General features: G+C 67.3%; 13 protein-coding genes. 6 read left to right on the forward strand and 7 right to left on the reverse strand.

Annotation, left to right across the window (positions count from 1 at the left end; genetic code table 11):
- Window positions 1-37: 37 nt before the first annotated feature.
- Genes cnbZ through CY658_RS02330 form a run of 3 tightly spaced genes read left to right on the forward strand, consistent with a single transcriptional unit; the run spans window position 38 to window position 2,737 of the window.
- A complete protein-coding gene (cnbZ, locus tag CY658_RS02320) occupies window positions 38-790 on the forward strand; it encodes a 2-amino-5-chloromuconate deaminase CnbZ (protein WP_101488684.1) in 753 nt (250 codons plus the stop codon).
- Between the two features lie 37 nt (window positions 791-827).
- Window positions 828-1,859, forward strand: coding sequence for a TRAP transporter substrate-binding protein (locus tag CY658_RS02325; protein WP_101488685.1), 1,032 nt, complete (start codon window positions 828-830; stop codon window positions 1,857-1,859).
- 32 nt (window positions 1,860-1,891) lie between these two features.
- Window positions 1,892-2,737, forward strand: coding sequence for a fumarylacetoacetate hydrolase family protein (locus CY658_RS02330; protein ID WP_101488686.1), 846 nt, complete (start codon window positions 1,892-1,894; stop codon window positions 2,735-2,737).
- Between the two features lie 50 nt (window positions 2,738-2,787).
- On the opposite strand, the gene CY658_RS02335 is transcribed toward CY658_RS02330, so the two are convergent.
- Window positions 2,788-3,258 carry a hypothetical protein gene (locus CY658_RS02335; RefSeq protein WP_099792795.1) on the reverse strand — a complete coding sequence of 157 codons (471 nt, stop codon included), beginning with the start codon at window positions 3,256-3,258 and terminating at the stop codon, window positions 2,788-2,790.
- An 87-nt stretch (window positions 3,259-3,345) separates the two neighbouring features.
- Window positions 3,346-3,615 (reverse strand): hypothetical protein, encoded by a 270-nt coding sequence (locus CY658_RS02340; protein WP_101488687.1) that lies wholly within the window; start codon window positions 3,613-3,615, stop codon window positions 3,346-3,348.
- 307 nt (window positions 3,616-3,922) lie between these two features.
- On the opposite strand from CY658_RS02340, the gene CY658_RS02345 reads away from it, so the two are divergent.
- On the forward strand, window positions 3,923-6,136 hold the full coding sequence (locus CY658_RS02345) for a TonB-dependent receptor domain-containing protein (RefSeq protein WP_101488688.1): 2,214 nt from the start codon (window positions 3,923-3,925) through the stop codon (window positions 6,134-6,136).
- A gap of 33 nt (window positions 6,137-6,169) precedes the next feature.
- Here the strand turns inward: CY658_RS02345 and CY658_RS02350 are convergent, their stop codons facing one another.
- Genes CY658_RS02350 through rtcR form a run of 5 tightly spaced genes read right to left on the reverse strand, consistent with a single transcriptional unit; the run spans window position 6,170 to window position 10,716 of the window.
- Window positions 6,170-7,120 (reverse strand): ornithine cyclodeaminase family protein, encoded by a 951-nt coding sequence (locus CY658_RS02350; RefSeq protein WP_101488689.1) that lies wholly within the window; start codon window positions 7,118-7,120, stop codon window positions 6,170-6,172.
- On the reverse strand, window positions 7,117-7,983 hold the full coding sequence (locus tag CY658_RS02355; protein ID WP_101488690.1) for an alpha/beta hydrolase: 867 nt from the start codon (window positions 7,981-7,983) through the stop codon (window positions 7,117-7,119). The genes CY658_RS02350 and CY658_RS02355 overlap by 4 nt, the downstream gene beginning before the upstream one ends.
- Complete coding sequence (locus CY658_RS02360; RefSeq protein WP_101488691.1) at window positions 7,980-8,537, reverse strand: exonuclease; 558 nt, start codon at window positions 8,535-8,537, stop codon at window positions 7,980-7,982. The genes CY658_RS02355 and CY658_RS02360 overlap by 4 nt, the downstream gene beginning before the upstream one ends.
- Complete coding sequence (locus CY658_RS02365; RefSeq protein ID WP_101488692.1) at window positions 8,534-9,073, reverse strand: 2'-5' RNA ligase family protein; 540 nt, start codon at window positions 9,071-9,073, stop codon at window positions 8,534-8,536. The genes CY658_RS02360 and CY658_RS02365 overlap by 4 nt, the downstream gene beginning before the upstream one ends.
- Before the next feature lie 23 nt (window positions 9,074-9,096).
- The gene (gene rtcR, locus CY658_RS02370) at window positions 9,097-10,716 is read right to left on the reverse strand and encodes an RNA repair transcriptional activator RtcR (protein WP_101488693.1); all 1,620 of its coding nucleotides are present in this window, start codon (window positions 10,714-10,716) and stop codon (window positions 9,097-9,099) included.
- Between the two features lie 507 nt (window positions 10,717-11,223).
- Between rtcR and CY658_RS32640 the strand changes: the two genes are divergently transcribed.
- Entirely contained in the window at window positions 11,224-11,361 is a 138-nt protein-coding gene (locus CY658_RS32640) for a hypothetical protein (RefSeq protein ID WP_180838836.1), read from the forward strand.
- Between the two features lie 63 nt (window positions 11,362-11,424).
- Window positions 11,425-12,576: a slipin family protein gene (locus tag CY658_RS02375; protein WP_101488694.1), complete on the forward strand. Its 1,152-nt coding sequence runs from the start codon at window positions 11,425-11,427 to the stop codon at window positions 12,574-12,576.
- Window positions 12,577-12,615 lie beyond the last annotated feature (39 nt).

A 12,615-nucleotide genomic window follows, 5' to 3' on the forward strand; every position in this document is an offset into this window, starting at 1 on the left:
TCTCTCTTTTTCTCTCGCTCTCCAAAAAGGAAATCACGTGTCGGAACTCCAACTCTCCCTCCCAGGCGGCTATCGGTTCATTCCGGGCGTCCAGCAGTACTCGGCTGGCGTGGCCGCCGAACCTGGGTTTCGCATCGAGCGCGTGCGGTTCCTGGAGCCCCTGCCCCTGAAGCAGGGCTTTCAGCGCATCAAGGAAATCCTGGAGGAGGCCTCACGTCCGCTGGCCGCCTTCTGCGCGTGCGAACTGCGGTCTCCGGCACCGTTCACCGAACAGGGCTTCGTCGAATTCAACAACCTCTACGTGGGAACGTTGAAGGAATGGGGCGTCTTCATCGGTGACCTGAACCCGGTCGCGCGAAGCAACGTGTGCCCCGCGGTGTCGCCGCCGTCGGAGCCTTCGTTCCATGCGTTCAGCTACACCGTGCCCGATGCCGAGGCGGCGGCTTCGTTCGTGGTGGCCGGCAGTGCCGAAGCGCCGGAAGGCAAGGGGCACTACCGCGACCATGCCGTGCGCCTGGGCGACACCTCGCCGCCCGCCATCCTGAAGAAGGCGCAGTGGGTGCTCGACGAAATGGAACGTCGCCTGGCATCGCTGGGCTTCACCTGGGCCAGCACCACGGGCTCGCAGCTGTACACGGTGCACGACATCCATCCGTTCATCGCGGACGAGATCGTCAAGCGTGGTGCCGCGCGACACGGGCTCACGTGGCACTACAACCGCCCGCCGGTGGTCGATCTCGAGTACGAGATGGACTGCCGCAGCGTCCAGTTCGAACGCGTCGCGATCTGATCGCGCGCGGGTCGCCAACCCTCTCACCGAGACACCCATGCCCAAAGCTCTGCCGCATCGCCTGGTCGCCACCTGCATCGTCCTGACCTCGTTCCTGGCGGCCGGCCTCGCCGCTGCGCAGAACATCCAGGAGCGCACCTTCAAGTTCGCCTTCGTCAACCAGAAGGAGCATCCGCAGGGCATGGGCGCGCAGCGCTTCTCGGAGATCGTCGAGAAAAAGAGCGGCGGCAAGATGAAGGTGAAGCTCTTTCCTTCGGGCGTGCTGGGGGGCGATGCCTCGGTCATTGCCTCGCTGCAGGGCGGCACGGTGGAAATGACGATGGCGATCCCGGGGCTGCTCTCGGGCATGGCCCGGGAGTTCTCGCTGTTCGACCTGCCGTTCCTGTTCAACAACGAGAAGGAAGCCGACTTCGTGCTCGATGGTCCGGTCGGCCGCAAGCTGCTGGACAAGCTGCCCGAGAAGGGCCTGATCGGCCTCACGTACTTCGAGCACGGCTTTCGCAACGTCACCAACAGCCGCCGACCCATCGCCCGCATGGAAGACCTGCAGGGCCTGAAGCTTCGCGTGATGCAGATCCCCGTGATGATCGATGCGTTCAGCGCGCTGGGTGCCAACCCGTCGCCGCTGCCGTTGCCCGAGGTCTACACCGCGCTGGAGCAACGGGCCGTCGACGGCCAGGAAAATCCGTACTCGCTGGTGGAAGCCTCGAAGTACTACGAGATCCAGAAGTACGGCTCCAACACGCGGCACGCGTTCAACCCCGTCGTGCTGCTGTTCAGCAAGAAGCGGTGGGAGCAGCTGTCGGAAGACGAACGCAAGATCCTGCTCGATGCGGCCCGGGAGACGCAGCCCTTCCAGCGCGCCGCCAACCGCGACGTCAACGCCAAGGCCGCCGAGTTCCTGAAGGGCAAGGGCATGGTGCTGACCGAGTTCCCCGCCGCCGAGCGCGAACGCCTGCGCGAGAAGCTCGTGCCGGTCACGGAGAAGCACGTCAAGCAGATCGATCCGGCGCTGACGAAAGAGCTGTTCTCCGAGCTCGGCAAGGCACGCAGCAGTGCCGCCAGATAGCCAGCCAACAACAAACAACCAAGGAATGACGAATGAAGCTGTTGCGTTACGGGCCTGTCGGCCAGGAAAAGCCGGCGATGCTCGACGCGGAAGGCCGCTTGCGCGACCTCTCCACGCACGTGAACGACATCGCACACGAGGTGCTGCTGCCCGCCGGCCTGGCGCGCATCGCCGCACTGGACCCGCAGAGCCTCCCGCTGGTGGAGGGCACTCCGCGCATCGGCGCCTGCGTGGCAGGCTCGGGAAAGTTCATCTGCATCGGTCTCAACTACTCGGACCACGCGGCCGAGACGGGCGCCACGGTACCGCCCGAGCCCATCGTTTTCTTGAAGGCCACCTCGGCGATCGGCGGACCGAACGACGTGCTCGAAATTCCGCGCGGCTCCACCAAGACCGATTGGGAAGTGGAGCTGGGTGTGGTGATCGGCAAGACCGCGAAGTACGTCAGCGAAGCCGACGCGATGGACCACGTCGCGGGCTATTGCCTGATCAATGACGTGTCGGAGCGCGCGTTTCAAACCGAGCGCCAGGGCCAGTGGACCAAGGGCAAGTCGGCCGACACCTTCGGACCGATCGGGCCCTGGCTCGTGACGCCCGACGAAGTGCCCGACCCGCAACAGCTGGACATGTGGCTGGAGGTCAACGGCGTGCGGCGCCAGAGCGGCTCCACGGCCACCATGGTCTACGGCGTGCGTTACCTGATTGCCTACCTCTCGCAGTTCATGAGCCTGCGCCCGGGGGACATCATTTCCACGGGAACCCCGCCCGGCGTGGGCATGGGGTTCAAGCCGCCGGTCTACCTGAAGGGCGGCGATGTCGTCACGTTGGGCATCGAAGGGTTGGGCACCCAGCGGCAGGTCGCCACACAATTCGATTGAAGGGGAGGTGGCAGAGGGCAGCAGCGGGCCGTGATGCGCCTGCTGCTGTGTCAGATCAGCGTGGCGCTCACGCCGCGCTGCACCACAGGCGCGATGCCGGCGTAGAAGAACGCCAGGCTGTCTTCCGGCCCGTTGACGGCGCGCCCGCGCACCTTGGCCATCGCGCAGACGCCGACCTGTGCGCTGTCGGGACCGATCACGAGCACGAAAGGGTTGTCGTCGTCACCGCGCAGGTAGCGTCCGCCGAACTCGCGGCGTGCTGTTTCGAAAACGTAGGCCGACGCCAGAAAGTGCAGATCGTCGGGCAAGGGCGCCTGCTGCTGGAAGAAGTCTTCGAGCACCTGGTCGACCAGGACCAGCGAAGCTTCGGAGTAGTCGAGCGCCGCGCCGTCGATGGGCGTGCCGGGTTGCGAAAAAGCGCCGATGAAGTCTTCCGCCTGCGAAGCCATGCCGGCTTCGAGCGTCGACGGCATTTCTACTTCAGGTTCCTTTTTCTTCTTCAGGAAATCGAACAGTCCCATGGTGCGTCTGTGCCTTTCTCTTGCGGATGGAGGAGGCCGCAGGCTAGCGCAGAACGCGCACGCTGCGATGACGGGGAGTGCTTGTGATCAGGCCTGCACCGCAGCCGACAGCTGCCGCAGCATCACCGACTGTCGCGCCTCTTCGGCATCGCGCAGGCTCTTCGCGGCGCGCGCCGCGACGTAGGTGACGTACAGGGTCTCGACGGCCCGTGCCCACTCGTGCGCCTTCTGCGACACGCCTTCCGCCTTGACCGGCGACCCGGTCGCCATCGGCGTCGACAGGTCGTCGACCGGATGGGACGGTACCTCGACGCCGGCCTTCCCGAGGATCACGGCTTTCTGAAGGATGGTGAGCATGGACGGACCTCTCTTTTTTCTTGTTCCAGAGTAACGGCGTCCTTCGCGGATCGCTATTCGCCAGATGACGTATCCGCCCCTGAATTCAAGGTGAACTTTCGGCTACCTGGGGTTTGCCCGAGGCAGCCGAAAGCAGGGCCTGCACAAAGCGCCATCGGCCTTGCGCAATGTCCCTTCGCTTGCTCTGGATGCAAATAATATTTGTTTGCATTCTCAATAGAATTGATGCCGATCAGTTGGTACGCAACAACAACAACGCATCCGAGAGCGGCCCTGTTTTTCCTGCCGTTTCCCGTGGAGTTTTTGCATGTTGTTTTCGCGTTGCGGCTTTCGGCCGCGTCCGTCCTTGCTGGCGCTGGCCGCCGCATCTCTTTTTTCTCCCGCCCTGTTCGCCCAGACGCCCGCTGACCAACAACTGCGCGAGGTCGTCGTCAGCGCGACCGGCTTCGAGCAGGAGCTGAAGGACGCGCCCGCGTCCATTTCGGTCATCACGCGCCAGGAGCTGGAAACGCACCAGTTCCGCGATCTGGCCGAGGCGCTGCAGAACGTCGAAGGCATCGACGTGGGCGGCTCCACCGGCAAGACCGGGGGCCTGGACATCTCGATCCGCGGCATGCCCAGCGACTACACGCTGATCCTCATCGACGGCCGCCGCCAGAACGTGGCCGGCGACGTGACGCCCAACGGCTTCGGCGCCGCGCACACCAGCTTCATGCCGCCGCTGGCGGCCATCGAGCGCATCGAGGTCATCCGGGGCCCGATGTCGACGCTGTACGGCTCCGACGCCATGGGCGGCGTGGTCAACATCATCACGCGCAAGGTGGCGCGCGAATGGGGCGGCCAGGTCACGATGGAAACCGGCATTCCGCAGGACAGCGACTGGGGTTCGCAGACGCGCTCCAGCGTCTACCTGAGCGGCCCCGTGGCCACCGACCTGCTGGGCCTGACCCTGCGCGGCAACATCTACCGCCGCGAAGCCGCCGACTGGGTGCTGGCTCCCGGCCAGGCGCAGCCCGCGACGGCCCGCAACCCGGCGCCCGCTGAGAGCCGCCAGCACAGCGTGGGCGGCCGCCTGATGCTCACGCCCAACCGGCAGCACGACATCTGGCTCGACGTCGAATCGGGCCGCAGCTGGTACGACAACGAAGACGGCCGCCTGGGCACGCGCGACGCGGCCGCGCCCAACCGCACCGGCAACAACCCGCCGGGCTACCAGGACGCGCTGCGCTTCAACCGCGACCAGGTCGCCATCGGCCACACCGGGCGCCTGGGCTTCGGCACGGTGGAAAGCAGCCTGATGCACACCACCACCGAAACCGTCGGCCGCACGATTCCCGGCGGCGCCATTCCGCGCAATGCCGCGGCCCGCCGCACCGTGTACTGGCTGAGCGAAGCCGACCGTGGCCGCGAACGCGAACTCAAGACCACCAACCTCGTGCTCGACAGCAAGCTCGTCGCGCCGGTGGGCGACGCCCACGTGCTGACCGTCGGCGGCCAGTGGTGGGACGCCAAGCTGGTCGACGGCCTGCTGCCCCGCTCGCAGAGCCAGACCATGTGGGCGCTGTTCGCCGAAGACGAATGGCGCCTTGCGCCCGGCCTCACCGCCACGCTGGGCGGTCGCTACGACCACCACAGCGCCTTCGGCGGCCACGTGAGCCCGCGCGGCTACCTGGTCTGGGACGCCACGCCGCAGTGGACCTTCAAGGGCGGCGTCAGCAAGGGCTTCCGCGCGCCGCGCCTGAACCAGCTGATCGACGGCATCAGCGGCGTGAGCGGCCAGGGCGCCACGCTCAACATCGGCAACCCGAACCTCAAGCCCGAGACCAGCACCAGCACCGAGCTGGCGGCGCTGTTCAACAACCAGAAGGGGCTGACCGCCTCGGCGACCCTGTTCCACAACAAGGTGAAGGACAAGATCGCCAGCGGCGGCGACTGCAGCGTGGCGCGCATCTCCAGCTGCGTGGTCGACCCGACCGCGAACTACTCGGTCAACGTCGACCAGGCCAAGACCTGGGGCATGGAACTGAGCAGCCGCGTGCAGCTGACCAAGGCCTGGGGCCTGAAGGCGGGCTACACCTGGACCGACAGCGAAGTGACCGAAGGCGGCGTGAAGAACGGCAAGCTGGCCGACACCGCACGCCACCTGTTGCATGCGCAGGTCGACTGGAACCCCGACGCCAAGTGGCGCTTCTGGCTGCGCGGCGAGTACCGCGGCAAGAGCCCGCGTTTCACCGGCGACCCGGCGCGCCTGACGGGCAACAACCTCGCGATCTACCGCGCAGTGGGCGACATCAAGGCGTACCACCTGTTCCACCTCGGCGGCTCCTACCAGGTGTCGAAGAACGTGCGCCTGAACGCCAACGTGAACAACTTGTTCAACAAGGACTTCCGCAAGTTCCAGCAGGTCAACCTGAGCGGCACCTCGGCCTGGGTCAACGAGTACTTCCAGGGCGGCGCGTCGGTCGCAGGCACCACGCCGGCCGGACGCACGATCTGGCTGTCGGCGAACGTGACGTTCTGAGATTGACGATGGCCGTGGCGGGCAGCGCGGGCCTCAGGGGTCCGTGCGCGCCTGCCACACCAGCGTGGCCGCGCTCAGGTCTTCGAGCGCGCTGCCCACGGCCTTGAACACCGTGCGCTCGGCATCGCCCGTGCGCCCGGGCCGCGCGCCGCGGCACAGCTCGGCAAGCGTGCCCTGCACCGCGTCGGCACGCAACGTGCCGGCCGCGATCGCGTCGAGCAGATCGCCGGCCTTCTGCAGCGCCTCGGGCGTGTCGATGAAGGTGCGCGTGCCATCGAAACATTGGACATCGGCTTCGCGCATCGCGGGCGTGAAGCTGCCGATCAGGTCGAGGTGTGCGCCCGGCGCGAGCCATTCGCCGCGCACCAGCGGCGTGGTCGCCAGCGTCGCGCAGCTCACGATGTCGGCATTGCGCACGGCCGCTTCGAGGTCGGTGCCGACTGCTTTTGCATTCCAGCCTTCACTGCGCCATTGCTCGGCCAGCGCCTCGGCGCCTTCGGGTCGGTGGTTCCACACCCACACCTCGTCGATGGGGCGCACGCTCGCGTGGGCCGCGGGCAGCATGCGCGCGATGCGGCCGGTGCCCAGCACCAGCAGCTTGCGCGCATCGGCGCGGGCCAGGAACGAAGCGCCCAGCGCCGATGCGGCCGCCGTGCGCCGCGCGGTGATCTCGTTGCCATCCATCATCGCCAGCGGCACGCCGGTGCGCGCGTCGTACAGCACGTAGGTCGCGTGCAGCCCGGGCAGGCCGCGCGCGCCGTTGCCGGGAAAGATGTTGATCGTCTTGATGCCCAGAAAGCCCGCATCGCTCCACGCCGGCATGATCAGCACCGTGCCGCGCGTGGCCGCGTCGCCGCCGGTCTCGATGTTGTGCACATGGCGCGGCGGCACCTGCGCCTCGGCCGCGAAGGCGGCGCGCAGCGCGGGCACGAGCCGCTCGAAGCTCAGGGGTGCGCCGGTGGCGGCTTCGTCGAAATGTTTCATGGGCGGGAAGGCAGCGCCGGGGCGCTGTCGAAGAAGGTGGTGAGGGCCTGTCGGTACGTCGTGCCGAAGCGCGGCGCCGCCATCGGCTCGAGGTGGCCGGCGCCCGGCACCTCGATCAGCTGCTTGGGTTCTTTCGCATCGGCCAGCAGGCGCTGCGAGTGGCCGTGCGGAATCACCATGTCGGCTGTGCCGTGGATCAGCAGCAGCGGAATCGGTGCAATGGCCGCAACGAACTTCGAGGCCCCGTAGTCGTCGCGCACCAGCAGGCCGGCGCCCGGCAGCTTGTCGTTGGCGATCGAGCGGTACGAGTAGAAGGTCGACTCGATTGCCACCGCCTTCACGCCGGCCCGGTTGCCCGACCCCACGGCCGCGATCGCGTTCGTGCCGCCCAGGCTCTGCCCGAAGACGAACAGCCGCGACGCATCGACATCCGCGCGGGCGCGCACATGGTCGAGCGCGGCGTTCGAATCCTCGAACACGCCGCGGGGTTCGGGCGCGCCTTCTGATTCGCCATAGCCGCGGTAGTCGAACACGAAGACGTTGTAGTCCTGCGCGGGCAGCCACGAGACGAAGCGCCAGTGGCTGCTCATGTTCTGCGCGTTGCCGTGGAAGTGCACCACGGTGCCCTTGGCCGCTTTCGGGTCCGGCCGGCCCGCGGCGGGAATGAACCAGCCGCTCAGGCGCGTGCCGTCGGCGCTGGTGAAGCGCACGTTCTCGTAGCGCAGGCCCAGCGCGTCGGGCGTTTCGTAGCGCACGCGGTCGGGGTAATAGAACATCGACTGCACGCAGCCGCCGAGCAGGAAGAGCGGCAGGGCGGCGAGCGGCAGCTGCCACCAGCGGCGAGCAGGCGAGGTCGTGGTCATGCCTGCCGGCTTTCGGCGAGCATGTTGCAGAAGAGCGCGCCTTGCTCGATGGCGTCGTCCAGCGCCACGTGCGTGTGCGGCAGCCCGGCGTCGAACCAGCGGCGCGGCATCGCGCGCTTGGTGCTGTCGCGGTAGCCGGTCTTCAGCAGGGCCATCGCGAAGCTCTTCATGTCGAGCGCCGAATGGCTGAACGGGCTCTCGCCCGCAAAGCGCATCAGGTACCAGTAGACGAACAGGAAGTCGAAGCCCGCCGGGTACGCCACGAACACCGGCCGCGCCTTCAGGCCCTTGAGCCACGCGACGTAGTTCTTCATGGCATGCGTCGGGTCTTGCAGGTCGGTGCGGCACGCGGCCCAGGCCTCGGGCTGGGTCTGCCACCAGGCAGCCGTCTTGGGATCGGCCTCGGCGCCGGGCAGCGTGTGCAGGTTGGCGCTGAAGGTGGACACCAGCTGCTTGTCGGCCGTGTAGGCGGCCGAGCCGAAGCTGAGCATCGAGTGCGGGCCGGGGATCGGGCCGTCGGTTTCGACGTCGGTGCTGATGTAGATCTCGGTCATGGGTGAAGGGTCGTCGCGGGCTCCGCGAGCGCGAAGACATGCAGGTCCAACCACTGCCCCGACGCGTTCTCGATGAGCGCGATCTCCGTGCAGCGCGCCTGCACCGGCCCCGACGCAAGCAGCCGGGCCTGCAACTCGATGGCGGCTTCCTCCGCATGCAGCGCGTTGCCATGCGCCACCGACAGATGCGGAATGATGTCGTCATGCAGGCCGTCGTACGGCGGGAACTCGGGAAACTCCTTCACCAGCGCACGCGTCATCTCGATGAACGGCGCGGCGGGCTCCGGTGCCAGGTACGCGGTCTCGGGAAAGCGCCCGACCTTGCCGAGCACGAACGCGAACGGCGCCGTGCGTTGCAGCACGCGCCGCGCGCGGGCGAGCACCTCGTCGGTGACCAGCGCAGGGTCCATGAAGGGCACGAGCAGCGAGGTGTGGGCGGGCACGCCGAGCGCCACGGTGGGATCAAAACGGCGGCGAAGGTCTGCGGCGATGGGTTCGGCCGCGGGGACCTTCACAGCGAATGCGGAGATGGGCATCGGGCGGAGGATAGCCCACGCCCTCAGGGGCGCGCATCGGCTGAAACGCGCGCCCAGTCCAGCCCCATCTTGGCCAGATACTTGCGCAGCCGGTCCGCATCGTTCACCACGCTGCGCTGCGTTCGCGAGGCCTGGAACAACTGCCGCCCCGCCTCCGACAAGCTGCGCGCCGGCCGGCACACGCGCACCACCGCTTCGAGCTGCAGGCGATCGAACAGGTCGAGCGCGGCGAATTTTTCTTCGCCGAGCAAGGCTTCCAGGTCGACCTCATCGTCCGCCATCACCGACGAGCCTGTGCCTTCGTGCTTCCACAGCCAGCGCAGCCGCGCGATCTCCGCTTCGACCAGCGCGACGGCGATGCGCCCGCCATCGGCCAACGTCGCGAGCCGCGTCACGCTTGCCGACAGGTCGCGGAAGTTGCCGCGCCAGAGCGCCTCGCTGCTTTGCGCAAAGCGCAGGTAGGCCGTGCGCGCCTCGGCGTTGAAGCGCACCACGCGGTGGTTCTCGGCCGCGTGCAGGGCCAGCAGGTGGTCGAGGTTGGGCTCGATGTCTTCGGGCCGCTGCGCAAGGCCGGGCAGGTCGTAGGTCCAGAGGTTGATGCGCGCGAACAGGTCTTCGCGAAAGCGCCCCTGCGCCACGTCGCGGCGCAGGTCGCGGTGGGTGCCGGCGATGAGCTGGAAGTCGCTCTCCACTTCCTTGTCGGCGCCCACGGGGAAGAAGCGCTTTTCCTCGATGGCCTTGAGCAGCATCGCCTGCTCATCGAGGCCGAGCTCGCCGATCTCGTCGAGAAACAGCGCGCCCTGGTGCGCGGTGCGCAGCAGCCCCGCGCGGTCGCTTGCCGCGCCAGTGAACGAGCCCTTCTTGTGCCCGAACAGCGTGGAGGCCGCGCCGTCGCCGCGCAGCGTGGCGCAGTTCACCTCGACGAACGGCCCCGTCACCTGGTGGCGCGCCTGCTTCAGCTCGAACATGCGGCGCGCCAGGAACGACTTGCCCGCGCCCGTCGGCCCCACCAGCAGGATGGGCGCGCGCGAGCGCACGGCCACGCGCTCGATCTCGTCGATGAGCGCGTTGAAGCGCGCATTGCGCGTGGCGATGCCGCTCTTCAGAAACGCGACCGCGTCGCGCTGGTCGGCGTCGAAGCGGCGCGCAATCGGGTCGTAGCGCGACAGGTCGAGGTCGATCACCGCGACCTTGCCCGCGTCGCCCTGGCGCTGCTTGCGCGGCGGCGAGGTCTGGGCCAGCACGCCCGGCACCACGCGCGATTCGGACAGCAGGAACATGCAGATCTGTGCCACGTGCGTGCCCGTGGTGATGTGCGTCCAGTACTGCTCGCGCTCGGGCTGGAAGGGGTAGGCGCGCGCCCAGTCGTACAGGCGCGTGTAGACCTCGCCGAAGTCCCACGGGTCTTCGAGGTCGAAGGGCACGAGGTTGACCGTGGTCTCGGGCGACACGGCGGCGATGTCGGCCTTCACCACCTCGGCCAGCGCCGTGTGCTTGCGCGTGTGCAGCAGCTCGATGCGCGCGACCACCATGTCGTCGTGCTGCGCGAGCGAGACCGTGGGGCGCCACTTGTTCCAGCGGCCCGCGCCCTGGCCGGCATCGAGCTGGGTGCCGAGGAATCCGATGACGACGATGGGCTTCATGGATAAAAGACTAGCTGAATTTCTAGGAATTTCATGAATGCTAGCAAGGGATGGGTGCCGTGTCACATGCAGCGAAGAAGAAATTTCCCTTGCCGGTCAATGACTTGCATCGCCGTCGCCCTGTTTTCTGCCGAACTGCCACCCAGTTGGCACGCTCGCTGCAATAGAGAAAGGGTCCGGATGCAGTTCATCCGCTCCCAGGTGCCGCCTCACAGCGGCCCGGTGCCGCAGGCCAGACCTGTTCTTGGGTCCGCGGTATGCCGCTGTTGAACTGCGTTGGTCACTGGACTTGTTCCAGTCTGCTCATGGTGGAGCACTGCGCTAACCACGCGGCGTGGCGGGTTCGATTCCCGCAAACAACCTTCGGCGGTGTTCGCACCGCCGCTTTGATGGGGGCGAAAGCCCCACCGCCCCGGCACACCGGAGCGAGGCGCAGGGCAGGGCCCGGCCGAGCGACACCGTGCCAGTGCAGGCGGCTTGCGCATCGCGCGTTCTGCAAGGAACCGCATGCAGCCATCGACGCAGAAGGAGGCGATGGCGCAGCCACCCGTGGCGGCGCCACCGCACCGACCCGTCGAGCGCTGCGTTGCTGACCTCGCAAACCACGGTGCCCGCCGCCTGCCCTTCGTGGGCCCCTATGCCTGATATTGAAACGCAGACGAACAACAAACGACAACCGCAACGAAGAAGAAGAGAGAGGAAGAAAAAATGCTGGGATTCACCCCATTCACCGTGAAGAAGAACGAACGCGTTCTGCTGCTGCGCAATGGCGACTTCGACGGCCTGTACGCCGCCGGCAAGCACCGCGTGTTCACGGGTTTCGACACCGTGCAGCTCGAGCGCTTCTCGCTGGCCGAGCTGGCCTTCGAGCACGAGCTGGCCGACTACTTCCTGGCGCGCGAGCCGCAGCTGGTGCAGCGCGAGTTCGTGCAGGTGTCGCTGGGCGAGACCGAGGTCGGCCTGCGCCATGAAGACGGCGTGCTGGTGCAGATCCTGCCGCCCGCCACCCGCAAGCTCTACTGGCGCGGCCTGCGCGAGCAGCGCGTCGATGTGATCGACGTGGCTGCCGATGCCCGCCTGCCGGCCGAGCTGCTGGCCAAGCTGCAGAGCGTGGCGCTGCGTCCGCGTGCGGTGCAGGGGCTCGAAGGCGTGCTGCTGGTGCAAGTGCCCGAGTTCCACGCCGGCGTGCTGACCCTCGAAGGCCAGATGCAGGCGCTGCTGCCGCCGGGCAACCACGGCTTCTGGCGCTTCAACCGGCAGGTGGCCGTGACCAGCGTGGACCTGCGTTCGCAGATCGCCGAAGTGAGCGGCCAGGAAATACTCACCCGCGACAAGGTGGGGCTGCGGCTGAACCTGTCGGCGGTGTGGCGTTTCGCCGATGTGCGGCAGGCCCTGGCGCAGATGCCCAAGCCGGCCGAGCATGTGTACCGCGAGCTGCAGTTCGGTCTGCGCGCGGCGGTGGGCGAGCAGACGCTCGACGCCCTGCTGGAGAACAAGTCCGCCATCGACCAGACGGTGCTGGCGCAGGTGCGTGAGCGGCTCGAGGGGTCGGGCCTGGTGCTGGAGAGCGTGGGCGTGAAGGACATCATCCTGCCGGGCGAGATGAAGACCATCCTCGCGCAGGTGGTGGAGGCCGAGAAGTCGGCCCAGGCCAACGTGATCCGCCGCCGCGAGGAAACCGCGGCCACGCGCTCGCTGCTGAACACCGCGAAGGTGATGGAGGGCAACCCCGTCGCCTTGCGCATGAAGGAACTCGAGACGCTGGAACGCGTGGCCGAACGCATCGACAAGATCTCGGTGATCGGCGGCCTGGACCAGGTGCTCAACGGACTCGTGACGCTGCGGCCGAACGGTTCCTGAGCGACAGAAAAAAGAAAGAGACACGGGCACGCAGGCACA

The organism is Variovorax sp. RO1, assembly GCF_002849325.1.
Lineage (GTDB): Bacteria > Pseudomonadota > Gammaproteobacteria > Burkholderiales > Burkholderiaceae_C > Variovorax.